Source organism: Sphingorhabdus sp. M41, assembly GCF_001586275.1.
GTDB lineage: Bacteria > Pseudomonadota > Alphaproteobacteria > Sphingomonadales > Sphingomonadaceae > Parasphingorhabdus.
Genome location: NZ_CP014545.1, coordinates 786,220 through 812,500, shown reverse-complemented (window position 1 = coordinate 812,500; position 26,281 = coordinate 786,220). Strand labels below are relative to the sequence as shown.

At 57.0% G+C, this 26,281-nt stretch carries 27 protein-coding genes (1 of these 27 cut by a window edge); 9 read left to right on the top strand and 18 right to left on the bottom strand.

The genetic code is table 11. The features are described 5' to 3' along the window. Nucleotides 1-1,131, top strand: partial view of a lipopolysaccharide biosynthesis protein gene (locus AZE99_RS03915; protein WP_443027803.1) — the 3' portion only. It extends 381 nt beyond the left edge of the window; 1,131 of the gene's 1,512 nt are visible here — the last part of the coding sequence; the start codon falls outside the window, past its left edge; its stop codon occupies nt 1,129-1,131. A gap of 95 nt (nt 1,132-1,226) precedes the next feature. Then, nucleotides 1,227-2,030, top strand: coding sequence for a sugar phosphate isomerase/epimerase family protein (locus AZE99_RS03910; RefSeq protein ID WP_067198260.1), 804 nt, complete (start codon nt 1,227-1,229; stop codon nt 2,028-2,030). A gap of 9 nt (nt 2,031-2,039) precedes the next feature. Here AZE99_RS03910 and AZE99_RS03905 read toward each other — a convergent pair whose 3' ends face one another. After that, on the bottom strand, nt 2,040-2,468 hold the full coding sequence (locus AZE99_RS03905) for a CBS domain-containing protein (RefSeq protein WP_067198258.1): 429 nt from the start codon (nt 2,466-2,468) through the stop codon (nt 2,040-2,042). Between the two features lie 92 nt (nt 2,469-2,560). Here AZE99_RS03905 and AZE99_RS03900 point away from each other — a divergent pair, with 92 nt between their 5' ends. Then, complete coding sequence (locus AZE99_RS03900; RefSeq protein ID WP_231862686.1) at nt 2,561-2,887, top strand: hypothetical protein; 327 nt, start codon at nt 2,561-2,563, stop codon at nt 2,885-2,887. Next, complete coding sequence (locus AZE99_RS03895) at nt 2,880-3,296, top strand: acyl-CoA thioesterase (protein WP_067198253.1); 417 nt, start codon at nt 2,880-2,882, stop codon at nt 3,294-3,296. Before AZE99_RS03900 ends, AZE99_RS03895 begins: the two co-directional genes overlap by 8 nt. A 1-nt stretch (nt 3,297) precedes the next feature. Here AZE99_RS03895 and AZE99_RS03890 read toward each other — a convergent pair whose 3' ends face one another. The 3 genes from AZE99_RS03890 to AZE99_RS03880 all read right to left on the bottom strand — a co-directional run bounded on the left by AZE99_RS03890 (nt 3,298) and on the right by AZE99_RS03880 (nt 7,918). Beyond that, a complete protein-coding gene (locus AZE99_RS03890; RefSeq protein WP_067198252.1) occupies nt 3,298-4,881 on the bottom strand; it encodes a DUF4139 domain-containing protein in 1,584 nt (527 codons plus the stop codon). Between the two features lie 3 nt (nt 4,882-4,884). Next, a complete protein-coding gene (locus AZE99_RS03885) occupies nt 4,885-6,264 on the bottom strand; it encodes a DUF4139 domain-containing protein (protein ID WP_067198250.1) in 1,380 nt (459 codons plus the stop codon). A 79-nt stretch (nt 6,265-6,343) separates the two neighbouring features. Further along, complete coding sequence (locus AZE99_RS03880) at nt 6,344-7,918, bottom strand: DUF389 domain-containing protein (RefSeq protein ID WP_082788229.1); 1,575 nt, start codon at nt 7,916-7,918, stop codon at nt 6,344-6,346. A 160-nt stretch (nt 7,919-8,078) separates the two neighbouring features. Here AZE99_RS03880 and AZE99_RS03875 point away from each other — a divergent pair, with 160 nt between their 5' ends. Further along, a complete protein-coding gene (locus AZE99_RS03875) occupies nt 8,079-8,717 on the top strand; it encodes a TetR/AcrR family transcriptional regulator (protein ID WP_082788228.1) in 639 nt (212 codons plus the stop codon). Here the strand turns inward: AZE99_RS03875 and AZE99_RS03870 are convergent. The 8 genes from AZE99_RS03870 to AZE99_RS03835 all read right to left on the bottom strand — a co-directional run bounded on the left by AZE99_RS03870 (nt 8,714) and on the right by AZE99_RS03835 (nt 19,308). Further along, entirely contained in the window at nt 8,714-9,244 is a 531-nt protein-coding gene (locus AZE99_RS03870) for a VOC family protein (RefSeq protein WP_067198246.1), read from the bottom strand. The genes AZE99_RS03875 and AZE99_RS03870 overlap by 4 nt on opposite strands. Next, complete coding sequence (locus tag AZE99_RS03865) at nt 9,241-9,894, bottom strand: carboxymuconolactone decarboxylase family protein (RefSeq protein ID WP_067198244.1); 654 nt, start codon at nt 9,892-9,894, stop codon at nt 9,241-9,243. Before AZE99_RS03865 ends, AZE99_RS03870 begins: the two co-directional genes overlap by 4 nt. Nucleotides 9,895-9,941: 47 nt before the next feature. Beyond that, nucleotides 9,942-12,626, bottom strand: coding sequence for an aconitate hydratase AcnA (gene acnA, locus AZE99_RS03860; protein WP_067198243.1), 2,685 nt, complete (start codon nt 12,624-12,626; stop codon nt 9,942-9,944). A gap of 438 nt (nt 12,627-13,064) precedes the next feature. Next, nucleotides 13,065-15,050: an NACHT domain-containing protein gene (locus AZE99_RS03855; RefSeq protein ID WP_156472094.1), complete on the bottom strand. Its 1,986-nt coding sequence runs from the start codon at nt 15,048-15,050 to the stop codon at nt 13,065-13,067. 220 nt (nt 15,051-15,270) lie between these two features. Further along, nucleotides 15,271-15,549, bottom strand: coding sequence for a hypothetical protein (locus AZE99_RS03850; protein WP_067198239.1), 279 nt, complete (start codon nt 15,547-15,549; stop codon nt 15,271-15,273). 426 nt (nt 15,550-15,975) lie between these two features. Further along, nucleotides 15,976-16,368 (bottom strand): DUF3775 domain-containing protein, encoded by a 393-nt coding sequence (locus tag AZE99_RS03845; RefSeq protein WP_067203253.1) that lies wholly within the window; start codon nt 16,366-16,368, stop codon nt 15,976-15,978. A 380-nt stretch (nt 16,369-16,748) separates the two neighbouring features. Further along, nucleotides 16,749-17,507, bottom strand: coding sequence for a competence/damage-inducible protein A (locus tag AZE99_RS03840; protein ID WP_067198237.1), 759 nt, complete (start codon nt 17,505-17,507; stop codon nt 16,749-16,751). 49 nt (nt 17,508-17,556) lie between these two features. Beyond that, complete coding sequence (locus tag AZE99_RS03835) at nt 17,557-19,308, bottom strand: sulfatase-like hydrolase/transferase (protein WP_156472093.1); 1,752 nt, start codon at nt 19,306-19,308, stop codon at nt 17,557-17,559. A 111-nt stretch (nt 19,309-19,419) separates the two neighbouring features. Here AZE99_RS03835 and map point away from each other — a divergent pair, with 111 nt between their 5' ends. Continuing rightward, nucleotides 19,420-20,244 (top strand): type I methionyl aminopeptidase, encoded by an 825-nt coding sequence (gene map, locus AZE99_RS03830; RefSeq protein WP_067198234.1) that lies wholly within the window; start codon nt 19,420-19,422, stop codon nt 20,242-20,244. A 10-nt stretch (nt 20,245-20,254) separates the two neighbouring features. Here the strand turns inward: map and AZE99_RS03825 are convergent, their stop codons facing one another. Continuing rightward, a complete protein-coding gene (locus AZE99_RS03825; protein WP_067198233.1) occupies nt 20,255-20,542 on the bottom strand; it encodes a helix-turn-helix domain-containing protein in 288 nt (95 codons plus the stop codon). Beyond that, a complete protein-coding gene (locus AZE99_RS03820) occupies nt 20,539-20,889 on the bottom strand; it encodes a type II toxin-antitoxin system RelE/ParE family toxin (RefSeq protein WP_067198231.1) in 351 nt (116 codons plus the stop codon). The genes AZE99_RS03825 and AZE99_RS03820 overlap by 4 nt, the downstream gene beginning before the upstream one ends. Nucleotides 20,890-21,166: 277 nt before the next feature. On the opposite strand from AZE99_RS03820, the gene AZE99_RS03815 reads away from it, so the two are divergent. Then, nucleotides 21,167-22,348: a hypothetical protein gene (locus tag AZE99_RS03815; protein WP_067198229.1), complete on the top strand. Its 1,182-nt coding sequence runs from the start codon at nt 21,167-21,169 to the stop codon at nt 22,346-22,348. Between the two features lie 250 nt (nt 22,349-22,598). Further along, entirely contained in the window at nt 22,599-22,937 is a 339-nt protein-coding gene (locus tag AZE99_RS03810) for a hypothetical protein (RefSeq protein ID WP_067198227.1), read from the top strand. A 227-nt stretch (nt 22,938-23,164) separates the two neighbouring features. On the opposite strand, the gene AZE99_RS16535 is transcribed toward AZE99_RS03810, so the two are convergent. From AZE99_RS16535 to AZE99_RS03790, 4 genes are all read right to left on the bottom strand, one after another. Beyond that, a complete protein-coding gene (locus AZE99_RS16535) occupies nt 23,165-23,455 on the bottom strand; it encodes a type II toxin-antitoxin system RelE/ParE family toxin (protein WP_082788227.1) in 291 nt (96 codons plus the stop codon). Continuing rightward, on the bottom strand, nt 23,448-23,702 hold the full coding sequence (locus tag AZE99_RS03800; RefSeq protein ID WP_067198224.1) for a type II toxin-antitoxin system ParD family antitoxin: 255 nt from the start codon (nt 23,700-23,702) through the stop codon (nt 23,448-23,450). The genes AZE99_RS16535 and AZE99_RS03800 overlap by 8 nt, the downstream gene beginning before the upstream one ends. 141 nt (nt 23,703-23,843) lie before the next feature. Further along, nucleotides 23,844-24,734, bottom strand: coding sequence for an OmpA family protein (locus AZE99_RS03795; protein WP_067198222.1), 891 nt, complete (start codon nt 24,732-24,734; stop codon nt 23,844-23,846). A gap of 58 nt (nt 24,735-24,792) precedes the next feature. After that, nucleotides 24,793-25,053: a hypothetical protein gene (locus AZE99_RS03790; protein WP_067198220.1), complete on the bottom strand. Its 261-nt coding sequence runs from the start codon at nt 25,051-25,053 to the stop codon at nt 24,793-24,795. Here AZE99_RS03790 and AZE99_RS03785 point away from each other — a divergent pair. Beyond that, the gene (locus tag AZE99_RS03785; protein ID WP_231862685.1) at nt 25,047-26,219 is read left to right on the top strand and encodes a sensor histidine kinase; all 1,173 of its coding nucleotides are present in this window, start codon (nt 25,047-25,049) and stop codon (nt 26,217-26,219) included. The genes AZE99_RS03790 and AZE99_RS03785 overlap by 7 nt on opposite strands. Nucleotides 26,220-26,281: the final 62 nt, after the last annotated feature.

Here is a 26,281-nt window from a genome sequence, read left to right as displayed (position 1 = left end):
GTCCAGGCGCTTATCTTTCTCGCGACTCCGTTCATGGCGTTGCCCGAGGCGCTGCTTACCCGCGACCTCGAATTCAAGAAGCCCGCGATCATCAATCTCGTTTCGGCCGTGGTCGGTGCGGTCACTGCCCTCTATTTTGCCTATAATGGCTATGGCGTATGGACATTGGTCTATGCGCCGCTGGCGATATTCTGGAGTCGGGCGATCTGCCTCGTCATTGCGGTCAAATTCTACATATTGCCCACGTTCAATTTCAAAGGCGCCGGCGCCATGTTCGGGTTCGGCGCGACCCTGCTCGCTAGCCATCTCTTCTGGACCATCCAGAGCCAAGCCGATATTTTTATCGCCGGCCGCTATCTCGATCCGCATGAACTTGGCCTCTATGCAGAGGCGCTGTTCCTGACGACGATTTTCGCCGCGAAATTCGTGCCGCCGCTGAACGAGATAGCCTTTCCGGCCTATTCGCGGCTGCAGTCGGACCCGCGCGCTCTGGCCTGGTCCTTTCTCAAGGCGATTCGGCTGATCATGCTGATTTCCTGCCCGATATATCTGGGGCTGGCGGTTACCGCCTATCCGGTGGTTGCAACATTGTTCGGCACCAAGTGGACCGATATGTCTCCGTTCGTGGCGATACTGGCCCTGGCGATGCCGATGATGACGCTGCAGATATTGTTCACCCCGGCGAATAACGCGCTTGGCCGCCCGCAAATTACCGCCCGGACCAACATGTTTGGCGCGATCCTGATGCCGGTCTCCTTTTTGATCGGCATCCAATATGGTGTTTACGGTCTGGCCTGGAGCTGGGTCATCGCCTTCCCGCTACTGACGATTTTCACCTTCTCACAATCGAACCGCCATATCGGCATTACCGCGTGGGAGATAGGCAAGGCTGTATGGCCGGGCCTGTCCGCCTCCATCGCCATGGCCGCCATTGTCTACATCGTGGATCAGTTGCTACCGGAGATGATCGTCTACGTCCGTTTGGCGCTATTGGTCGCGACCGGAGGAGCCGCCTATGTCGGGCTGCTATATATTCTGGCCAGGCCGACTCTGATGGAGATGATCCGGCTGATTGTCCGTCGCAAGCCGCCGGAACCGAGCCCTGCATCATTTGGCCCAGAGGCCATATAAGACGAATAGCGGCAATCTCCGCCATTGGGTGCTGCGGCATTCGCCTGATTAAAATGCCCATTGTCGAAACGCGATGAACAGACCAGTCTCGGACGATGGCTCATATCTTATCACTCGCTGCGGGCACATTGCCCGAATTTCAACCGGAACAAGTGGCGCAAGCTGCAGGATTGGCGGGGTTCAGCCATGTCGGCTTCACTATCGAGCCCGAAAAATGGTCGCCAGAGGTCCGGCGAGCAACGCTCGACGCGATCCGGGCGCATCAGCTATCGGTGCTGGATGTCGAAGTCGTGTGGATACCGGAGGGCGCAAAGCTGAACGATGAGCACAAGCGGATCATTGATGCAGGAATAGACCTTGGCGCCGCCAATGTGCTGGTTGTCAGTTCGGAACCGGATCAGGGAAGGACGGCCGAAGCCTTGCACCAGCTATGCGCGTGGGCGGTTCCCGGCGGCATGCGGGTGGCACTGGAGTTCCTGATGATCACCGCAGTGCAGTCGATGGATGAGGCGCTTGCGATCATCCGCAAGGCCGACCATCCGGCCGCAGCGCTGCTGATCGATACGATCCACTTCCAGCGGGCGAGCCATAGACCGGACAAACTGGAAGGATTGGAAGCATCTTTGCTTCCTTATACGCAAATCTGCGATGGCAATCTGGGCTGCGATCGCAATTTCGAATCTTATCTGGAGGATGCGATAGATTTGCGCAGTTGTCCGGGCGAAGGAGCGCTGCCTGTGGCCGATATTATAAAGATGCTACCGCCGGATATAGCGCTCAGCCTTGAAGTCCGCTCCAAAGTCTATCGGGATCAATTCCCGGATGCGACAGACCGCGCAATTGCGGTGCGCAAGGCTAGTCTGGCATATCTGAATCGGAACGGCATTCCCGTTCTCTAAGGTTGGAAACTAGGCAGACTGGATATAGTCCCGCATCGCCGCGGCTTCGCTTTCGATTTTGTCGATCCGGTATTTCACCAGATCACCAATCGAGACAAATCCGACCAGTTTGCCACCTTCAACGACCGGCAAGTGACGAATTCGTCTTTTTGTCATCAATGACAGGGCACCCATGACACTTTTCGTGCGCTCAACGGAAATAACGTCCGCTGTCATCACGTCGCTTACCACATGGTCCATCGCGGCATGGCCATATTTCCGCAGGCAGTGGAGCACGTCGCGTTCGGAGAATATACCCGCGATCCGCTCTCCATCGAGCACCGGCAGAGCGCCGATGCGCTTTTCTGCCAAAATCTCGACCGCTTGCGAAACCGACATATCGGCAGTGCAGCTATATATTTCACCGCTGCGTATCTGCAAAATCGATTGAATGGTCATAGTGCCTCTCCTCGGTCCTGTTTCTGTTTAATGCATGTCTATAGCATATTTTTGAAAGTCATTGGACTTGATGGTAACAGGATTCCCGTCCAATGCACCTGAAACTAACGGAGTCCCCCTTGCCCCAGCCTTCGCGCCTTGATGATCCGCTTTATGCCAGCATCGCCTGGGCTCGCTATTGGCGACTGATGCGGGCCATGGCGGTTTTTACGCTGATCTGCATCACGGTTGCCTTCGCCATTCTTTTCTACCTGCACGGCTGGCTCTCGATTCATATGTATATCGCGACAGCAGGCGGCGTTGCGCTCACCCTTATGTTGATGGCGGCCCTGATGGGCCTGGTATTCCTGTCGAGTGAATCCGGCCATGATGAATCAATCGACGACCCGGTTTCAAAGGATATCTCCCCCGATGAGTAATGATGAGTTGAAAGAGCTGACCAAGGTACAGCCGGTATTGCGCGTGGCGCCACAGCCCCGTGATCTGAACAACAATGGTCATATATTCGGTGGCTGGGTGCTGTCGCAAATGGATATCGCCGGCGGTATCATGGCAGCAAGAGTCGCGCGCGGATCGACTGCAACTGTGGCCATCGAAGCCATGGAGTTTATCGCACCAATCCTGTCTCGCGATCTGATATCGGTTTACGCACGAGTGGAACGGATCGGCCGGACATCCATTGCCATACGATTGAATGTGATTGCGTCGCGGAATCTGGATGAAGAGCAAGTGCCGGTGACCAGCGGCTTGTTCACTTTTGTCGCGCTGGATGAAAATCACCATCCCAGAGTGATTCCGGAAGAGTCGAAGAAAAAATATCTGGGCTGAATCAGTTGCCTGAACGCTTTACCGCGTAAGTCAGACTTTTTTCGCTGCCCGCCGGGACTGTGACGCGCCAAAGCGCCATTCCATTTTTGCGAGACAGACGGCTGCTGGGTTTGCCCAGTTTTTCATCATCATCGGCATCAATCGCAATTTCAACCATCGCGGGTAAATCCGACGCGTTGCTTATCTTCAGCCTGAAACGAAGACGGCTTCGATTCTCGATATCCTCAGCATCCAGTTGCTCAACTTCATAGCGCACCAGCGGGCTTTCACTGATCACGATTTCAGCCTCCTCGCCAATGGCCTTGTCGCCGACATTGCCTTCGCCGAGCAAGAGCCGTGCCCCTTGCACCGTTTTGAAGGCAACCAGATTACCAGCGGGCAATGGCAATCCCAACTGGTTCTGCTCGTCATTTTTAAAGCGCAACATTGTCTCCAGAGGCCGGCTGCCTGCAGCTCTACCGGCCCAAATTTCGCCCTGATAGACTTGCTCGAAAGACACGGCTTCTTTTTCGAACATCGCGACCTGTTTTTGGCTTTGCGATGCAAATGTGACAGGAAGCGGAATTCGATAAAGCTTCAAATCCCCGAGATCTTCCTGCCTAGCCATCATCCTGCTGCCCGTGACCATGACCATTTGATCGGATTCATCCGCCATCGCCATCATCGGAGCGGGCATGGCTTTGCCCATATATCGGGCTTCGCTGCGCGCGCGGTCAAATTGCTGCACCGCGACATCGCTGGTCGTATCCTGCGGCCAGCAGCGCAGGGAAATTTCTCCTCCAGCGAAACCAGCAGCAGTGTCATCATCTTCTTTATTCGGACTTCCCGCTACGGTTTGAGTCTGCGCATCAAGGAAGGAGGTTTCGTCGCCATTGGCCAAGGTAACCCAGGCAAACAGATTCATGGTCCGGCCATCATCCGCAATTTCGGCGACATAATTGGCCTGCCAGTCAAAGCCGCTCGCCAGATAGGACAAGGTCACGGTTGCCCGAGCAGGCGTCGCCACCAAACTTTTCACCGATAACGTCGGTTTTGCTGAAAGTCCTTGAGGAATGGAAGGATAGACAATCGTTTCATTCAGGCCGGTACATTGCAGGGCCTCGAACCCCTCTCCTGTCTGCACCACCATGCCACCACTGGCATCGGTACGAATTTGCGCTTCATATTCGCGGGTTTCACCTGTCGCTGCGCTGGTTCGGCGGATCGTTACTCCGCGCCCAAGATAGCCGTTGAGCAGAGCCGAAGGAGACAGCAGCGCTGCATCCCGATTCTTCTCGATCACTCCGTCCGGTAATCCCGTGACAATGGCCGATTGCGGGATGATCCCGCCCGCCACACCTTCAAAACGGAGATCAATCTCCCCAGCGGGAAGAGACACAGTCCGCTGTTCGGTGATCAGAGCATAACCACCGAGATAATTCAGATCCATGCCATCATCAGCCTTACGATCGGGGTTGCGGTAAACCGTGACCGATACAGAAGAGGGAGCGTCCGATGTCACAATCTGGCGCGGGATATCGGATTGGGCACTCGCTGAAACCGTCCATATCACGCAAAGGATCGCGCAGAGCGCCCGTTGCATCATGATCTAAAACCGGGTCTCGAACACCGCGGTCACCGTCTCTCGACCATTTGCGGGGACCGGCACTTTCCAGATCACGCTATCAGCAGAGCGACGAGCGCTTTTCATGCTCTCGTCGACGATTCTTGTGTCGTCCCAATAGAAATCCAGTCCATCCTGGATCAGCGAGACTGTCACGGCGCCCGGCCGCGCATTGCTGAGTTCGTAGGTCATGCTGGTACGCCATTTGTTCGGTGATAATCGCCGCCGTTCCGATACCGTCGCCTTTACCTTCACATCAAAGGCCTCGCCGGTTTTCAATCCGAGTTCCGATCCCATCGGCGTATGGCCGATACTGTTTTCACCAATGAATTGTGGTTGGCCGGAGATGTCCTTCATATAGACCCGCACGGTCCCGGCTGGCAGCGCATCACCCAGCCCGCCATTACTGGACGAACTGAACTCGAGCACCGTTGCCGCGCTTTGCGGTTCATTTTGCGAGCCGAGCCAGCGATTGGTATATTCATAGGTTTTTTGCGCTGGCGCACCGGTTACATCGAGAAAGCTGACCTGCTTGGTCTGGGCATTGGCGATCGTCGTGCGCGCCGCCAGCGGATAGAGATAGAAGTCACCAAGCGATTCCCGGTCGGCCGATTCAATTCCGGCACTGCGGATATTGGTCCGCGACGGATAATTGCTTCGACCATTCACGTTCGGCGTCCCGGCGACCAGCAAAGTTTTGGCATTGTCGAAGGTTGTGCCGGTATTGTTGGTTAGCGTCACCCATCCCTGCACATCCATCTTTCCTGCCTTTTCATCAAACAGGGCCACATAGTCGGCTTTCCAGCCCATGCCCGAAGTCAGATAGCTGAGCTGCGCCGGGCGGGTTCCGGCACGCGAACTATTGAGGGTCACCGACAAGGTGGGCCTGGCCCGCAAATTATTCGGGACTTTGTCAAAAATCACCCGCGTCGGCAGACGGTCATCGCGGAGCACCTCGATCCGGCTGCCGATTTGCAGCACCACGCCGCCATTGGCTGCCAGCACCTTGGCCCGCTCGCGCGTTTCTGCGCCGGTAGCGGGATTGATCCGTACAATCGTAACCGTTTCGCCAACCGCCTTTTCCATCAGCTTGGAAGGAGACAGCAGGTCATAATCAAAATTTTGTTCGATAATACCGGTATTGGCGGCGCTGAACCCGACGGTTTCCGCACGAATCTGCCCCGAGACGCCGGGGAAATCCTGGACCGATCGACCGGTCGGAATATTCAGCTGCCGAATATCCTGCACCAGCGCAAGATTGTCATTGTAGATGGTAACCGAGACATCACCCTGTCCCGAAGACTGGCTTATCGCCGGGGAGGCAACGGTTGCCAGCAATAATCCCGTGAACACAATTGGCCGCATATTGTCTCTCCCCTATTCAATCCGGATGCTAACGCACTGAAAATGAACCTCGCCTAAACATCTATTGCGACGAAAACATCTATTGCGACGAACTTGAACTTTCTGGCGGGGCCAGCCAGCGCAATTTTACAGCAGAACCCGGGATTGCCGTCTCAGATTCCTGAGCAACGGAAATATTATTGGCTTTCAAGACTTCCCTTGCCACTGCTCTGTTGGCAGCGATCCCGCTAATGCCCAACGGCAAGCCTATCCGTTCGGATGCCCAGATTGTCAGATCCAGATCGTTGCTCGACGCCGGGTCGACTGCACCATCGGTGATCTTCAACTCCGGCAAGGCAATGGCTGGCGGCTGCAACCTTATTATCCAGCCTTTCGCTCCAGCGGCAACCCGCTGTTCAAGCGCGTAATAGGAGGCAAGCGACGCACCTGTCAGCACCTTCGAAACGACCATGGCGCGCCGCTTGCTGGTATCCAGCGTCACGTCATCCACCGACACGCCAGCGATCAAGGCAAGATTTTCTCGCAGCCGGGTAACCTGAATTTCAGCTTGCTGGGCCTGCTCGCGCATTTTTGCCGCGGCAAGTTCCGCTGAATTTGCATCTTCTCCCGTTTCCACCTTGAACTGTTCTACATTCACGAAGATTGGCTTTCCCAAGTTTCTGCTCAAGACTCTCGAACTTTGTTCAGCCGCCCCAGCGAGAATCTTCGGCGTGAATACCGTGGCGTTGATGAGGATCGGGTCTGCGTCGAAATCTATCTCAATTTGCGATACGCTTGCGCGCTTGCCAAACTGATCCTTGATATAGCCATTGGCCGACCGCGAAACATTGGCTTCCCAGGCGATCTGCCGCAGCGAAAGGCCAAGCGGGATGGCAAGGGCGATAAAGACCACTACCATCGCTGCAATCTGAAACTGCGATTGGCGTTCGGACAGGTAGGATCGAAAACCGTAGAGCCAGGCCATGGCGGTCGCGGTCAGCGCAATTGTCATCAGGTTGGTGAAGAACAGCAGCAGCGAGCCGCCAAATACAGCCCAGTTAAACGTCGCCAGTCCAAAGCCGACAACCGCAAGCGGTGGCATCAGCGCCGTTGCGATAGCGACACCGACAATCGTTCCCATCCGTCCGCGGATCATCGCGTAGCCGCCGGCCAGCGCAGAGAAAAGGGCAACCAACAGATCAAACAGATTCGGCCGTGTGCGCGCCGCGATTTCGGCGGTGACGGTTTGCAGAGGGGACAAAGTCACCACCAGCCCGGCAAACAGGATCGAAATTATGGTTCCCAGAAGGATCGCCTTTCCGCTCTCCTTCAGCCACGCGGAATCACCGACCGCGAGAGCAAAACCCGCCCCCATTATCGGTCCCATCAATGGCGAAAGCAGCATGGCCCCGATGACCACTGCCGGAGACGACAACAGCAAGCCCAATATTGCGATACCAGCCGACATTGAGGTCATAAATGCGAAATGGGGGGTAAACCCGCTGTCCTCGCGCACCTTGTCAATGACCGCTTGCTGGTCGACATCTGCCCGCACCGCTATCCGCCACCAACGGCGAAACAACCGGATGCTGCCGATAACCGGAGAGAATGGGCCGGATGCCGGGTTGGGCTTTGACTGTTCCGGACTGGCCGGGGGAACCTGATCTTCTGTCATAATGCTGCTTTAGCGTCGAAAAATGTTCGCGAATAGACAAACATTAGCTTTGATATAGTTGAAAAATGAAAGGTTCCGTCTTTTATCAGAAAACTGTATCACCTATATAGATCGCAGCGGCTATAATGCCGCGCCAAGGATCCTGGAGGGGAGCCACATCATGCCACGTCCCGAGACCGACATCGCCGCTACGCGCTTGAGAATAATCGCCGCCGCAGACCGCATGATCCAGGAGAAAGGCGCAATCAGCTTTACCATGAGCGATCTCGCGACAGCCGTCGGCATGTCGCCATCGAATCTCTATCGCTTCTTCGAGAATAAGGACGCGCTGGCAGAGGCCATGGCGGGGGAATGGTTTGCCGAACTGCTGGTGATCATGGAGGAGCTGGTGTCCGCCGACATGCCGGTTGAGGAGAAGCTCTATCAGTTTTTCGCCAAACGTGTGGTCATCAAACGGGCCCGGTATGAAGATGATCCCGAACTGTTTGAATCCTATATGGAACTCGGGAACGAACATTTTGACGTGATCAAGGGCTATGTCGATCTGGCCGATCACTATATGGCGTCAATTCTCGCCGAAGCCATGGAAAAAGGCTATTTCAAGGGGCTGGAGCTTGATGCCGTCGTGTCTCTGGTCAACACCATGATGCAGCCTTTTTGCAATCCGCAGCTGATGATGCAGATGATGCATCTGGCGACCGAAGAGCGGCTCCGGATCGTGGTCAACACCATCTTCAAGGGCTTGCATGCCGATAATGGCCGGGCTATCAAAAAGCCGGAACTGCACGTCGCCGGCTAGGCGTTTTTCGCCAGCCATTGCTTCATCATGGCGGGCGGCGGAGACGGGTTCATTTTCGTCTCGTCCAGCGCGGCCAGGGCGCGGTCGCGGTCTTCGTCAGTAAAACTGCCGGTGGTCAGGCAAAATTCAACCATATTGCCATTGGGATCGCGGGTGTAGACCGAGTGGCACCAATTATGGTCGATCTCCAGCACGTCGAGACCGGCAGCGTTCCATTTTTCGCGCCAGACAATGAGCTCATCGGGCGTATTGACGGCAAAGCTGTAATGGTTCGTGCCCTGCGGTGTTCCCGCGGCTTCATTGAGATCGAACCTATATCCGTCTTCGCCCGGCGTATCCATCAATTCCCAGAAGGCGATGAACCGGCTGTCGTCGCCGTCCATCCGGTAGAAAAAATGCTTGCCCCAGCCACCGCCCATGACCGGCGCGATCTCTACCTTGACCAGTTCGAAGCCCATCACGCCTTCGTAAAATGCGTGGATCGCTTTCATGTCTTTCGCCGCGAGGGCGAGATGGTGATAGCTCATTGGTCCGCGTCCTTCCGCTTGTCGACCATGCCCATGACATCGGCCGTCGCGCCATCGGGAGCGGGCACTTCGACAACCCGTTCCGCCACATCATCAAATTCCAGTTTCAGCGCCCGGCTCATCACCGCGTGCATCATATAGGTGCAGGTGATGTAGGTGAGCTCGAGTATCTCGACTTCGCCCAGATGCTTTTTCAGCGCCGCGAAGACGCCGTCGGGCACCCTGCCCCGCTCCAGCACCAGGCAATCGGTGTAAGCGAGCACGGCGCGCTCGACATCGCTGAAACAGTCGGCGACCTGCCAGTTTGGGATCGCCGTGACCTGTTCCTCGGAATAGCCTTCGAAGCGCATCGCCTTGCTGTGCTGGGAATAGACAAATTGCGATCCCACCACATAGCCGGCGCGGATCTGGCCGAGCTCGCGCAGTTTCGGATCAAGCTTGCGATTGGGAGAGCGGTAGAAACCGAAGCCCTCGGTTGTATGTTTGAAAGCGTCGGGGACCTGGGCAAAGACGGTCCACCAGTTGCCCGGCGTACCGGTCGCCGTGCCCGGTTCTGCCACCGGATCGCGATCGCCGAACAGCATATTGTAGAGGCCGAGAACATAGTCGTCGGTCACCTCTGACCGGGGTATTTCGCGCAGTCGGGGCATAGAGTCTCTCTCCTATGCCCCGACTATGCACAATTTGGCGTGGCGTTCTAGCCTTTCGCGAGGTTCCGCAACACATATTGCAGGATGCCGCCGTTGAGGAAATATTCCATTTCATTGGCGGTATCGATCCGGCAGATCGTCTTGAAGGTCGAGGTCGTGCCGTCGGCGCGGGTCATTTCGACTTCGACTTCCTGCAGCGGTTTCAGCGTGGCTACACCCTTGATGGTGAAGCTTTCGCTGCCGTCGAGGCTGAGGATCTCGCGATCGGTGCCTTCGCCGAACTGCAGTGGCAGAACGCCCATGCCGACGAGGTTCGAACGGTGGATCCGCTCGTAGCTTTCGACGATGACAGCGCGGACGCCGAGCAGGTTGGTGCCCTTTGCCGCCCAGTCGCGGGAGGAGCCGGTGCCATATTGCTCGCCACCGATGACGACCAATGGGGTGCCGTCGGCCTTGTGCTTCATTGCGGCGTCGTAGATCGGCATGATCTGGCCATTATATTTGGTGTAACCGCCTTCTTTACCGTCGGCCATTTCGTTCTTGATACGAATATTCGCAAATGTGCCGCGCATCATGACTTCGTGGTTGCCGCGGCGGGAGCCGTAGCTGTTGAAGTCCTGCTTGCTAACCTGATGATTTTTCAGATATTCTCCGGCAGGGCTGTCCTCCTTGATCGCGCCTGCTGGCGAGATGTGGTCGGTCGTAATGCTGTCACCCAGCAGCGCCAGCGTCTTCGCCTCGATGATGTCGCTGATCGGCTCCGGCGTCATCGTCATGCCGTCAAAATAGGGCGGGTTGGCAACATAGGTCGAGCCGGCGCGCCACTGATAGGTGTCGCCGCCGGTGACGTCGATCGCACGCCACTGCTCGTCGCCGTCATAGACATTGGCATAGCGGCTTTCGAACATTTCGCGGTTGACGAAGCTGTTGACCATGTCGGTCACTTCGGCGTTGGTCGGCCAGATGTCCTTCAGATAGACGTCGGTGCCGTCGCTGCCCTGCCCGATCGGCGTTTCATACATATCCTCGCGGACCGTGCCCTTCAGCGCATAAGCGACAACCAGCGGCGGCGAAGCGAGATAGTTGGCGCGCACGTCTTGCGACACGCGGCCTTCAAAGTTGCGGTTGCCCGACAGCACCGACGCGGCAACCAGATCATTTTCGTTGATCGCCTTGGAAATCGGCGCCGGCAGTGGCCCACTATTACCGATACAGGTGGTGCAGCCATAGCCGACCAGGTTGAATCCGAGATAGTCGAGATCCTCGGACAATCCCGCCTTGTCGAGATAGTCGGTGACCACCTGCGATCCCGGCGCCAGCGAGCTCTTGACCCATGGCTTGCGCTGCAGCCCGCGTTCCCGCGCCTTGCGCGCGACCAGACCGGCGGCGATCAGCACCGTCGGGTTGGAGGTGTTGGTGCAGCTGGTGATCGCGGCAATCGCGACATCGCCATGGGCAAAGCCCTGGTCGCTGCCGTCGACGTCCACCCGCTTGCCGTCATCATCGACGCCGAAGACCTTCTTGAGGTCGCGGTTGAACTCTTCGTCCAGCTCGGCCATCGACACGCGCTGCTGCGGCAGTTTCGGTCCGGAGAGCGACGGCACCACGGTGCTGATGTCGAGTTCCAGCGTCTTGGTGTAGATCGCGTCCTTGGTCGTCTCGTCATAGCGCCAGAAGCCCTGCTCCCGCGCATAAGCTTCGGTCAGCGCGATATCCTGCGCGCTGCGGCCGGTGAGTTCGAGATATTCGAGTGTCTTTTCGTCGATCGGGAAATAGCCGCAGGTCGCGCCATATTCCGGCGCCATATTGGCGATGGTCGCGCGATCGGCGAGCGACAGTTCCTTCAGGCCGGGACCGTAAAATTCGACAAAGCTGCCGACCACACCGACATGGCGCAGCATCTGCACGCAGGTCAGCACCAGATCGGTCGCGGTAATGCCCTCGGCCAGCTTGCCGGACAATTTGAAGCCGACCACTTCGGGGATCAGCATCGATACCGGCTGGCCGAGCATCGCGGCTTCCGCCTCGATCCCGCCCACGCCCCAGCCGAGCACGCCGAGACCGTTGATCATCGTCGTATGGCTGTCGGTGCCGACGCAAGTGTCGGGATAGGCGACCATATTGCCCTCGGCGTCCTTCGACGACCAGACCGCCTTGGCGATATTTTCCAGGTTCACCTGATGGCAGATGCCGGTTCCCGGCGGCACAACGGAGAAATTGTCAAATGCCTTGCTGCCCCATTTGAGAAATTCGTAACGCTCCATATTGCGCTGATATTCCAGCTCGACATTATGTTCGAAGGCTTGCGGCGTGCCGAATTCGTCGACCATCACCGAGTGATCGATGACCAGATGCACCGGCACCTGCGGGTTGATCTGCTCGGCATTGCCGCCCAGCGCCTTGATCCCGTCGCGCATCGCCGCGAGATCGACCACGGCGGGAACGCCGGTGAAATCCTGCATCAGCACGCGGGCCGGACGATATTGAATTTCCGCTGCGCTCTTGGCTTCCTTCTGCCAGTCAACCACCGCCTGCGCGTCCTTCGCGTCCACGGTAAAGCCGCCATCCTCGAACCGCAGCATATTCTCCAGCAGCACTTTGAGCGTGTACGGCAGCTTGTCGATATTGCCGAGCTTTTCCGCCGCTTTTGCGAGGGAGTAATAGCTATATTCGGTGCCGTTGACGGTCATCGTCGAGCGGGTGCCGAGTGAGTCTTTGCCGGTGGTTGTCATGGTGGAGTGTGGCCTTTCGTTTCTATATTTTTGAAACCCACACTACGGGGAGTGCCTTGCCGGTTGGGGCCGTGGCGGAGGTGGGATTCGGTTGTTCGGGTGGGCTTTAGCTTATGGATGATAATCCCGCAATGTGGACAATCCACTTTACTAGACAATCTTCGATTGCGGTCCATCGCCTCAAATCGATTTTTTGGACCTTAGTTTGACCTAGCCGCCGTCGGACAACGTCCATTCGTCATCTTGAACCTCTTTCACGATTTTGAAAACAACGACGGGGGCTAAGGGGAACACGCCCCAAAGCATTACCACGAATAGCAATTAACAAAATAGCATCGGCTCAATTACTTACCTGGTTAGACGATTGCTAGCGTCGGCATTCACTGGAAGCGAACGCGGACGTTAATCCCTCCGCGTGCTGACGGACTGAAACCCGATTTACACAGCGAGGGACAACTGAGCTTCAACCTTCACTCGGATACCGACTGCTTTCACACCATTGAATGCGGCTGGATTGACATAAACACTAGCGAGGTAAGTGCTGACTTGCTGATCGGTTCCCTCCACCGATCTATCTACATCTATCTGTCGCATCATTTCTGGAGCCACGTTCCCAGGTTGTAGAGCAACCAACATATGCTCTCTATCACCCCATTTATCGCCAAGGTAGTATAATACCCGCTTGCTCAAAATATCAATCTTTCCCGCGGCACTTAACGCCCGAACTAACGTTATGAATTCAGCGTAAGATGGATACCGGAATTCATAATCACCATTTTCCAATCTTTGTAGGTCGGATACTTTTCTAATGTTGTTAATTTCAACTCCATCCACTTCACTAACATCGATTCTGGGTATAGACCATTCTAAGTCATACTCGATATCAAAGACTTTGGTTTGATCAAATTCCGTTGAGATCAATAGACTATCCAATCGCCATGAAGGGCTGATTGATCGACGCAATCCAATAGCCGGGCCGGTCGAAGACGACAAAGCATCCAAATCCTTATTTGTAACAAAACCAGGGCCTACCGGAGGTTCCGACAAAGGTATAAGGCCCGTTTGTGACAAATTAGATCTAAGAATCGCACGTGCCTGTTCAATACTTTCAAGGTCTCTATCAGTGTGTCCCCAGCTCACGAATAACTCTCGCATCAAATCTGTCCAACCGATTTGAAAGCACTCGGTATTTCCTTGTATGGCCGCTTGTACGAAGAAAAATTCCATTATTGACCGGTGAGAAAATTTGAACTTCCCATCTCCATCCCGGTTCAATAATGACCTGCCCGATAACTGACGCCAGTAATCAGTATCGACACCGTGATCTGCGGCTATCACGTGCAACTCATCAAGTGTAACTCGATCACCTTCACCTGCAAGCTGCTTGCCATATATGTACACGGAGAGCTGCACCGAAACACCGAATAAAATTTCTTTTGGTATCCACGACTTCTCTCTCTCCAACCATTTATCGATCATATATCGATATAGTTCAAAGAGCTCTTTCATGACCGATTTTTCTTTTACGAGATCGGGTAGCAATTCCAATAGCATTGGCCTTACTGTTAGCTCCGGAACCTTATCGATCATATCGAACGACTTCGCCCGGTTTCGATAATTAAAAAAATTATAGCGAGGAAAGTGGTGAGAAATATACTGATCGACTTGCCGTTCATTGAACGGCATCAGATACATATGATATATTTTGAAGTTTCTGTCTTCGCCCGCCTTTCTAGGCGTAAATAAGGACACCCCAGTATCGACCGGTATCTGGTCTTTATGCTGAAAAAATTGCGATCGACATGTAATGATAACCATCATGAAATCCTTTGATTTCATTAGAATTTCGGTCATTCGTCCGTTAAAGTCTTCTAGAACCTTCGCGTCCTCATCAAGGCCATCCAAGATCAAAACGGTTTTATTTTGGTTTTTGATTAAACCCAATCTGCTAATATCGTCCCCGTTAGAAAGATTGATCAGGGCCACATGATGCTTTCCTGTTTTGCGATAATAATGGAAATAATTTAAGCAGAACGAGGTCTTACCCATCCCGGAATCTGCCAAAATCATTAGGTGTTTTCGCCGCCCATCGTTCTGAACATATCTGTCAACGACACTGAATAGCTGTTCTCGAATATCTACAGTATAACGAAGATCTGATTCATGCGATGGATCAGTAGGCGAGCAATCTGGTTGAATATAATTCCGAACAGCTGACTTCAATACTTTATCGGAAAATGGCCCCTCAAAGGGAGATTCCGAAAGTTCTTTTTCGAGCCTCCTAGCTCTTAATGAACCTTTCAGCATACCTAAATAGTAGGCAATACGTCCCGTGACCAATAATATCGCTAGCGATGCTCCAACAAATTTCAATATCAGTATAATCTGATCTAAATTTTCAATTTCTCTAAACAATTTTTGCATCCTCAATATACATTGCTCTTTTTGTACATGTTTTAGACAGCCACAACAGAATTATCCCAGTTTCTACAAACTCCCCCCTCTGATACACCGTTCTACACAGCTAAAACAAACCGGACTGGGATTACGGTGACAGTTTACTAAATGCACTAATTGCCGATCGGACAGGACTGTTCTGGGCACCGGCCTTCGCCGGTGAACTACCTTCATGACTCGCTTACAATTACGGTGACCGCTGCAACAATCCCCGACCAAATTTCCGATAAGCATAAGACAGAAGCACAACCAGCGCCGCTATCGCTATCAGCGCCACGAAGCTGCTTAGCAGCGGGCTTTCCAAATATCGCTGCAGCAGGCCAGCCACCACCATCTGCGGAAATCCGTAGAAGGCCAAAAGCAGATCCCAGGATTTGGGGTAGTGCATCCTGCCGATCCACTGGAGCGTGATATCGGCAAGGAAGACCGACAGCAGATAGGCGGCGAGGAATATTCTTGCGGTCATTGGTCAAATCTCCCGGTCCTGATGGCGGAATATGCCCGGCACGGCCTTGATTGCCTCCTGGACCAGCGTCAAAAAGACTCCGACTGCCGTAAACCGTTCGCACTGAGCTTGTCGAAGTGCGTCTGTTGACGAGAAGTGTCCTTCGACAAGCTCAGGACGAACGGGGTGTGGGGTGCGTTCCCTCGTCATCCTGAACTCGTTTACCTTGCGGTGGCCTTCGGCACAGGACCTCGGGCGGCAGAGCGCAATCTCAAGGGGTCCTGAAACTAGTTCAGGATGACGAGTTGTGGTGGCTGAGGATGACGAAGTTGTGTTTAACTCCATGTGCTCCGCGCTTGACGCGGAACTCTGGCCGCGGGCACCGGTGGTTCCTGAACGCGCGGGGCTCCGCATCAAGTGCGGAGCACAGCGTGTCCCGCCGCCCCGTCAATCCACGCCAAATTGCAGCATCTTGTCCAGACCCTCGGCGAGAAATTCGCCGACTTCCGGCTGGCCGAGCAGATAATTGCTGACCGGGCCGACATGCTGCTCGCGGGCGAGTATCTTGGTGGCTTCCCATTCTTCCGGCTCTGAATCGCCGCGGCCGATCCAGAACAGGGCGACCAGCGCATCCTGCTGCTCGTCGTTCATGCTCTCGATTTCCTGGCTGAGCTCGTCGCGGCTGAGATCGCCGCGGGTCTCCTGCAGCATCGCGGCGACCTCGTCGTCGGGGGCGTTGCCGCCGGGATTGGGGATATCGGTCTCTTCCTTGGCCATGACCGCGTTGAGCCGCAGGATCATCTGCTCGATCTCGGCATCGTCAAAGGGAAGGCTGGGCATGATCATCTCCTTGCGGTTTCGCCGCTGTTTCGGGGAAATGGGCGGGGCGGGCTATCCGGGATGTTACATAGGGGGGATGCCGTTCGTCTCGAGCGAAGTCGAGAGGCGGCTGGGCGCGCTAGGGTGTCTCGACTTCGCTCGACACGAACGGATTAGGGCGCACTCGTCATCCTGAACTTGTTTCAGGACCTCCATCGGCAGCGCGCAATCTCAAGGGGTCCTGAGCCGAAGGCCACCGCAAGGTAGCCGAGTTCAGGATGACGAGGTTGGGGTGGCCACACCGTTCGTCCTGAGCCTGTCGAAGGACAACTCACCCCGATAGGTGCACTTCGACAGGCTCAGTGCGAACGGCAGCTCGGTCAGTCCGCGCAAAGCCCGCGCTAAATCCCGCCATCCGTAACCTCGTAGCCGGCTTCCTCGAGCCCGGCCTTCAGCGCGGCGCGGCACGTCTCCAGTTCGTGCGGCTCGGTCGAGCGGACGACGAAATTGGCGCCGACGGTGCCGTCGCGGAAGAAGGGGTAGCTGCCGATGACGCAGCTGTCGTGGGCCTTTTCCGCCGCGCGCAGCACTTCGGCAATCTCGCTTTCCGGGGCCCAGGCGCCGAGCGTGACGCTGAGCAGTGGCGCACCGCCCTCGAGCGTGCCGGTGAGCGCGTCGAGCATGCCGGCGGTGATATGGGGGACGCCGGCCATCAGGAACAGATTGGCGATGCGGATGCCGGGCGCGCCGGACATGCGGTTCTCGATCAGCTCGGCGCCTTCGGGCACGCGGGCCATGCGCAGCCGGCCCTCGTTGAGGCCGCCGCGGGTGGCGTAATATTTCTCGAGGATGGCGCGGGCCGCGGGGTGGATCACGACATCGACGCCGAGCGCCCTGGATATCGCGTCGACGGTAATATCGTCATGGGTCGGGCCGATGCCGCCGGTGGTGAACAGATAGTCGTTGCGGGCGCGCAATATGTTCACCGCTTCGGCAATATGGTCCATGTCGTCGGCGACCACGCGGACCTCGGCGAGGCGAATGCCCTGGACGTTGAGCCAGCTGGCGACCTGCGCGATATTCTTGTCCTGGGTGCGGCCGGAGAGGATTTCGTCGCCGATCACGATCAGCGCGGCGGTCCAGATTTTTTCTTTGCTCATGCCATGCCTATACAGCGATAAAACATATTTCTGCAATGGGGAGAGAAGCTTATCGCACCGCGATCTTTTGCTTCGGCCCCGGCTTGGCCGGAGGCTGGAAATCGCTGGCCGGGGGCCAGGCGATTTCGTCGAGCCTGATCTCTTTCCAGCTGGGCGCGCGGCCGAGGCGGGCGTTGAACTGGTAATTGAAGCCGAATGGCGCGGTGTTGGCGGTCAGCAGATCAGCGCCGTAAATGGCCTGCACCGCTTTCGGTTCATAGCCCATCATCTCCAGCACGGTCGGGAATATCTGGAAATGGCTGGACCGGTTTCTGCCCTTGGCGATGGCCGCGTCCCAGTCGATCGCGCCGGGCTGGCCGGCGGCTTGCGGCCTATCGAGCACGACCAGCGGCACCAGCCCCTCTTCCGGCTTGGGATCGGGCGAGCAATGGGTGACGACACCGGTGCCGCCGCGCTCGTGCAGATTCTGGCCGTGGTCGGAGGTGTAGATGATCGTCGAGCCCGCCAGATCGGCCTGGCCCAGCAGCCGGTCGAAGAAAGCACCGACATTCCATATCAAGGTGTTGCGATAGGCGTTGCGATAGGTGACCCAGCTCATCCGGGAACCGGAAAAACCAGCGCGGTCGCCGGTATCGGAAATGTTGAGAAACCGGCCGCGCGGCAGCGCCGGCCTGTAGCGCATATATTCATCCGGATATTTGTCGTGGATCGGAAAATGCGCGCCGATCTTCTGCAGATAGATGAACTGTCTTTTGCCGTCATTCAGGAATCCGGCCAGCGTATCGGCGGCGGCATGGTCGCGGCGCTGGATCGGGACATCGTCAAACTCGATCCACTGGTCGACGTCCTTCATTTCGGACTCGTTCATCAGATTGTTGAATATCCGGTTGGTCCGGGGCACGTCGATATAGACGGTCTCCATCCCTGCCCTTTTGGCATAGGCCCAGATCGACGGCATGCTGCCGTTGATCCGGACATAATCGTCCCGCGTGCCGCCGTGGCGCAAGGTCATGTTGACCGCTGCGCTGCAATGGGCGATCGACGACGCCAGCCCGAAATTATGCGCGGTGACGCCGTTTTTCGGTGCCATCAGGCCGCTGTAAACGCCCCGGTCGCTGTTGATATCGAGATATTGGCCGGAGATGCTTTCATCGACCAGCATCACGATATCGCCATCGCCGTTCCGCGGCGTGACCACCGGCAGCCTCACCGGTTCGCGCGGCGCGATGACTTCGGTGGAGCGCTCATAGCCGTAGAGCATCGCATAGGCGGCGCCGGTATAGCTCGCCGGCAGGCCGCGCGCGCCATCGCCGCCCCGGATGAACAGGACCCCGGCCAGCACGAACAGGATCAGCAGCGGCGCGGCGATCAGCTTCTTGCTGTGTTTTTTGGTGACATGGTGGATGCTCAGTCCGATGCCGAAAAACAGCAACAGCGCCTGCACCCCGCCAATCATGATCGCGCCGGCATATTGGCCCCAGGCCTCGTGCAGCGACCCGGATGCATTGATCATGCTGATGAAGGCGTCATAGGGCATATCGTCCGCGACCGAGCTCTGGTAGGTTTCGACCATGATCCCGGCCAGCGATATGAGCAGCGCGAAGCTCCAGCGGATGGCCGCGACCGGAATGAAGGCGGCGCTGAAAATGCCGACCAGACAGAGGCCGAGCAGCACCGTGTAAGCGATCAGGCTGAGCGGCTGCAGTTCCGGCGTGATCAGCGATTCAAACCGCACGACCGTCTGCGCCGAGCCGAGCAGCAAGGCAGCCAGTATCAGGATTATCTTCAACTTCGTCAGCATGGCTTCGACGGGCCCTTCAAAGACTGCCACTTAGCAAATTTATATTAAATAACCGCAAACATATGCGCGGCAGGTCTCGCATATTGACGATTCCATCGTTATATAGGCGGCATGACAGACTATATGACCGTAGAAGACACCACTCCATCCTCCCGCACCGGCGCGATCAAATTGCACGGGCCGGAAGGCTTTGCAGGCATGCGCAAGGCCGGCCGGCTGGCCGCCGAGATACTTGACTCGCTGGTGCCGCATGTCGTCCCCGGCGTGACCACCGGCGCGCTCGACGATATGGTCCGGCAGCAGGCTTTTGCCGCTGGCGCGGTCCCGGCAACGCTTGGCTATCGCGGTTTCACCCACAGCTGCTGCACCTCGATCAACCATGTCGTCTGCCACGGCATCCCCGGCGACAAGAAGCTCGCCGAGGGCGATATCGTCAATATCGACGTCACCGTGATCGTCGATGGCTGGCACGGCGATACCAGTCGCATGTATCTGGTCGGCAAGACCCCGATCAAGGCGAGCAAGCTGGTCCAGGTCACCTATGAATGTCTGATGCTGGGCATCGAGCAGGCGAAACCGGGCAACCGGATGGGCGATGTCGCCCACGCGATCCAGAGCCACGCCGAAGCCAATCGCTATTCGGTGGTCCGCGATTTCTGCGGCCATGGTCTGGGCCAGATGTTCCACGACGCCCCCGAAGTCGTCCACGCCGGCCGCCCCGGCACCGGCCCGGAACTGCGCCCCGGCATGTTCTTCACCATCGAGCCGATGATCAATATCGGCAAATATGCCTGCAAGATGCTGGATGACGGCTGGACAGCCGTCACCCGCGACCGGTCACTGACCGCGCAGTTCGAGCATAGTATCGGGATTACCGAGGACGGGAACGAGATATTTACGAAGAGTGCGGCTGGGCTGGATTGCCCGCCTTATTGAGTGGGGGTAATCAGCTTGCTGCCAGCGCCTTTTGCACCGCCTCGGGATCATCTTCGATCACGGCGAGCAAGGCGCGCGCCGGAGCATCGGGCTGACGCCTTCCCTGCTCCCAGTCCTTGACCGTTCCGAGTGGCAGGCGATAGGTTTTTGCAAACACCGCCTGGGTCATCTTGATACGCTTTCTCAGCGCCTTGATATCCGGCCCAGCCACCACTTGTGCGCGAGAATGCTTGCCCTGCACAAAGGCCGTCGCATCTTCGATACCGTTCATGATGCCGATGAAATCTTCGTCCTTCATTTTCTCAATTCCTTCTTGAGCTTTGCAAGGGCTGCCTTGAAAGCATTTTTCTGTTCGCCGGTCAGACTGTCATCGTCGGTCTTGTCGATCATCCAGAGCAGGAACACCGGATTGGCAGCGTCAGCGAAAAAACTGAACACCCGATAGCCGCCACTCTTTCCCGTCGCCGCCTTCGCGACGCGCCCCTTGCGCAAACCGCCGGTGCGGGGCTCGACCTTGCCGAAGCCGGGATTGGACTGATACAAATCGTAGATCGCATTAAGTTCAGCCTCACTAACCCCGAGGGCCTTGGCCCTCTTCTGAAAAGCGAGCGTTGCGACGACGGTATGGACCGGCGCTTTATCCATGCAGGATTTGTACGGCAATGCCGTCCTAAATGCAACTGAAAATTCGGCGGGGCCACGCTATGAATTCTCCAGCTGCCACAATAATTCGTGACAGAGCGGCATCCAGAATCGAAGATCCCTTCCGCTAGGTAGATTACCGGACTGGTCAACCTGCGGTCCCTTTCATAGCTTCCGGAATTGCGAAACGGCGACGGGCTTCGGCCTGTCGTTCCACAATAGTGTCCGTCGGGGCTGATATTGCACGAACGCCCTGATGGGAAATCGGAAGGAAGCCGTCATGACCATCAGATATGGATTGCTGTTCAAGACCATATTGGCGATCGCCCTTGTTCTGTTGGCCATGTTTTTGACGACGCGTGCCGTGTCCCAGATTACATCCGAGACCGGAGAAATGGTAAGAGCCGAAGCCAGCCTTCTCGACATGGCCTTCTTTGCCGGCAACGAGATCAGGATCAAGGCCAGTTCGGACGATGACATATTTGCAGCGGGCGACACTATCCGGGTCGATGCGACGACCGCCGATCATCTGATCCTGGCCGGCGGCGAAGTTGATATCAGGGACATCAAGGTGGACGATATCATCGCGGCAGGCGGGGATCTGGACCTGCGCAGCGGTTCGGTGAACGACGATGTGCTCGCAGCGGGCGGGATGGTGACGCTGCATCCCGCATTGCAGGTAGCCGGCTCCGCGATTGTTTCCGGCGGGGAAGTGACGATCAATGCACCGATCCAGAAAGAGCTCAGGGTCGCGGCCAGCCGGATCATCCTGAATTCGGCCGTTGAGGGCAATGTCAAGCTAATGGGCGACAAGATCGAGCTCGGCCCGAAGGCGCGACTCGGCGGCGACCTGCAATATCGCGGCGAAGAAATCGAGATTTCCCCCGGCGCTGTCATTGTCGGAACTCGCAGCATATTGCCCGCGAACGAACATGATGATTTCGAACGCTGGGGCAAAGGCAGCGCGGCATTTTTTGCCGGCTTTGCGATAGCCGCGGTGCTGGGTATCATGCTGCTGGTGGTGGTCATTGCCTTGATATTGCCGGGACTAATGAACAAGTCCGCGCAGTTGATCAGGCAGAAGCCCCTGTTGTCGCTGGGCGTAGGGTTTCTAGCGACATTCGTCCTACCGTTCACCCTGTTCATGCTTTTTGTAACAATCGTCGGCGCACCACTGGCGATGCTGATCGCGGCGATGCTGTTTGCCTTCACGCCGGTCGGGGTTGCTGCATCGGCCTATTTTATCGGCATGCAGGGCCGCCGGATCATCAGGAAGCCGGCAGATGATGCGCCGCTGCCAACCACGGGAGCCCGCCTGCTCTGGTCAGCGATGGCGATACTCCTGATCCTGGCGCTGGGCATGATCCCCTTCATCGGCGGATTGATCTGGTTGCTGATACTGATGTTCGGGATGGGAGCAATTCTGGTACAGGGCGGGATGGTTTTGGCCAGAGACAGTTAACAGAACAGCCGCTTTTCGGAACGGAAACATCATAACAACAGCATCCCCTCCGGAGAGGTGTTTCCAACTCATGGTCGTCACGCTGCAATTTACGATGACAATTCATTGCACTAGCCCGGCAAATCCACCACAGCATTCCACAACCCCAATCGATCACGCCGGTCCGCGCGCCAAATAGCTTTATCTGGCAATCCCCTCCACATCTGCCTAAGCAGCCCCCCTCACCCTCCACCAACCGAGACCCCAAAATATGGCCCGCAAACATTCGAAACATGGTGGCTGGCAGGATCTGCCACAGGAGGAGGACTTTCCGGCGGAGGTGCCGGATTGCTGGCTCTGCGGGCGGCCGACCGGCAAGACCATCGTCTGGCATCATCCGGTGCCGAAAAGCCGGGGCGGGCGCGATACTGTGCCGATGCATCCGATCTGCCAGCAGACCATCATCACCCATTTCACCAATAGCGAATTGCAGCGCCACGGCATGGACGTCGACGCGCTGCTCGCCGATCCGGTGGTGCGCAAATTTGTCAACTGGGTGGCGAAAAAGGACCCCGACTTCAACGCGGCGACGACCAGAAAACAGCGCTGATCCGCTGGCCGGGGTTTCGGTGTGGTGGCGAATTTGCTATGGGCGAGATTGTTTTCCTTCCCACGCAGTCAGGGTAAAATCTGGATGCCCTTACGTCGTTGCGAGCGCAGCGACGCAATCCAGAGCGGCACGCACCGGCGATGGTGGCAAGACGCTCTGGATTGCCGCGTCGCCTTCGGCTCCTCGCAATGACGTTCCTCGTGCAGGGTGATTAATAGCGGTCCTGTTCAGAGATGCCGCTCGAAATCCATGCCTTGATGCAGGACGCGGACTATAAGCAATTCGTTCTGCGCATATTTGTAAAAGACAACATGCGCTTGCTGGCGGATGCGGCGCAATCCCGGCGACACGTCTTCCGCGCTGCGGCCAAGCTGCGGATTGTCGAGCTGGGACAGGAAACAGCCGCGAAGCTGGTCCCGATAAAGCCGCGCCTGATCGATGCCGAATTCGTTTATGGTGTAATCGGCTATTTCGGCCAGATCACTTGCGGCCTGCCTGCTTAGATGCAGTTCAGGCATCCCGGGCGCGGTGACGCTGTTCGGCTGCGTTCCATATATTGTCCAGCGACTGATCGCTGGCGCCGCTGTCCAGTCCTTCGGCTATCGCTTCGCGCAACGTGGTGAGCCGGTCCTGCTGCGACTGGTCGCGCTTGACCAGATCGCGAATATATTCGCTGTCATTGTTAAAGGCACCGCGCGCGATCTGCGATTTTATCCACGCGTCCTGACTTGCGCTCAGGGTGATGGTTTTGCGGACGGTGGCCATGGTCAAGCTCCTTGCAGACGGAGCGTCATACTATTGGTGCAGAGGCAGATTGTAAAGACGTTCATGCGGGAGCCGTGGCTCCGCTCGTGTGGGCAAAAACGGCGGGGCGGGCGCTATACCCGCCCCGCTTCATTCCGTGGCCTAGAGCCCGTCGAGGCCCTTGCTGACCAGGATATTGACCGCAACGCGGCGGTTCTGGGCCTTGCCGCTGGCGGTGTCGTTGCTCGCCATTGGATCGGCTTCGGACATGCCGGTGGGGGTCAGCATGCGATAGGGTTTCCAGCCGCAATTCTGCTGGATATAATTGACCACGCGGCTGGCGCGCTTTTCGCTGAGCTGCTGATTATATTCATAATCGCCGGTTGAATCGGTATAGCCGACGACCAGGATCAGGGCATTGTTCATTTCATCGGCGGCCTCGGCGGTGGCGCACAGATCGGCCTTGCCGCGTTCGGACAGTTTCGCCTTGCCGGTGTCGAAATGGACATTGGTCGTGCCCTTGACATTATACTGGTCGATGTCGCTGACGCGGCTGCGCAGCGCCTCGGTCGCGGCCGTCTGTTCGGCAAAGCCCTGGGCGGTGCCATTGTGAATCATGTTGGCGGTCTTGAGATCGCTGCTGCGGAGATTGATCCGGCTTGCCACCAGCTCGTCGCCAAGCTGTACTGTGTCGACACTGACCGGCAGGCCGTTGAGCAGCGCGTCCGTGGCGAGGCTCTTCCGGGCGAGGCCGAACAGGCCCTTGCTGGCCTTTATCTCGGTAGCGTCGGTGAAGGCGATGATCGTTCTGGTGCCATCGTCGGCGGTAACCTGCAGACGGTCGGCGCTGCGGGCGGAAATAATGCCTTCGATCTCCGGGCCTTTGGGCGCTTGAGACAGATCCATGGCGAGATCGGCCGCTTGTGCTTCCTGCTGTCCCGATACGATGATATCTTCTTTGTCATATTGTTGCGCGGATATGCTGACCGGCGTCAATATAGCCGCCGTGGCAAGCAGGAGGCCTGCCTTTCTGATGTTGAAAATGTTGCTCATTATTTGTCTCCTTAAGTCAATTTTCCGGCCCTGTCGGCCCTGTCGGCGCTGCCGTGCTTCATGTGGCCGGACCTGTGATGATGGGATGCCGCCTGTCAATCTTCCTTTCGGTTTGCGGCACGATCGGAGCGGCACTGGCACCGCCTGTGAACAAGTCGTCGCCGGACTGACCGGCCGACCCTGACTCCGGGATGAACATGTCGGCCATATCCGCCCTTTCTGCGGGCAGTCCGAGCGGGTCCTGCGGCGAGCCGTTGCGGAGGGGATCGTGCGGACCGCCGATATTATGCTGGCCATCACCAGGGGCTCCGGATGCCATCCAGCCGAAACGCCGACTTGATGAAAAGCGGTGCCGGAGCCTCTTCCTTCTTCTATTTCTTGTGCTATCAGCATGAAATGAAGCCCCAACTCCACCCCCAAGAGGCCGAGCGCCTCCGCGAACTGCGCCGCTATGGCATATTGGACACCGACCGCGAACGGGCGTTTGACGAGATCGTCGAACTGACCGCGCAATTGTGCGATGCGCCGGTTTCGGTGGTCAATTTCATCGACGAAGGTCGGCAGTGGTTCAAGGCCGAGGTCGGGCTGGGCGTGCGATCGACGCCGATCGAAACCAGCCTGTGCGGCCATGTCATCCTGCAGGGCGATTTCGTCGAGATACCCGATACGCTGGCCGACGAGCGGATGGCCGACAACCCGCTGTGCACCAGCGAAGACGGCTTTCGCTTCTACGCCGGAGCGGTCCTGAAAGCCGCCAACGGCCTGCCGCTGGGCACGCTGTGCGTACTCGACACCAAGCCGCGCATGCTGAGCGACCAGCAACGCAAGGTGATCAGGATACTTTCGCAGCAGGTGATGCGGGAACTGGACCTGCGTCAGGCGCTCGAAAGAGAACAGGTGCTGCGCCGCGAAATCGACCATCGGGTGAAAAATTCGCTGGCCTCGATCGGCTCGCTGTTCGCGATGAAGGCGCGGGCCGCGCCGGACGAGAAAGTGCGGCTGGCGCTTGAAGATGCAAGCCTGAGAATCCGGTCGCTCTCCTCGCTGCACGCCGAGCTGCACGATCTGGAACAGGGACAATTGGTCGACCTCGCCTCGCTGTTCCGACGCGTGTGCCTTGACCTCGAACAATTGTTGCCCGACGGCATTGCGCTTACGGCCTCGGTGAGCGGCGATCATGCAACCCCGCATCTCGCCAACGGCCTGCTGCTGATCGTCAATGAATTCGTGTCGAACAGCGTCAAGCACGGTCTTACCTCTGATGGTGGCAAGATCGAATTCGTGATTTCGACAGAGGGTGATCGATGGTCGATTGTCTGCAAGGACAATGGTTCGGCAAGCCGGCAGGATGCGGAGCGTGCGGCGTCCGCGTCCGGGCTGGGAACCCGCGTCATCAGTTCGCTGGCCACGTCGCTCGGTGCATCGATCCATTGGCACGCCGAAGGAACGGGCATGGAACTGCGGTTGCAAAGCAGCCACGACTAGCCGGAGCGGCAGATCGCAGAACCGGGCGCCGCTTCAGGATATGCACGAATAGCCGATCCCAG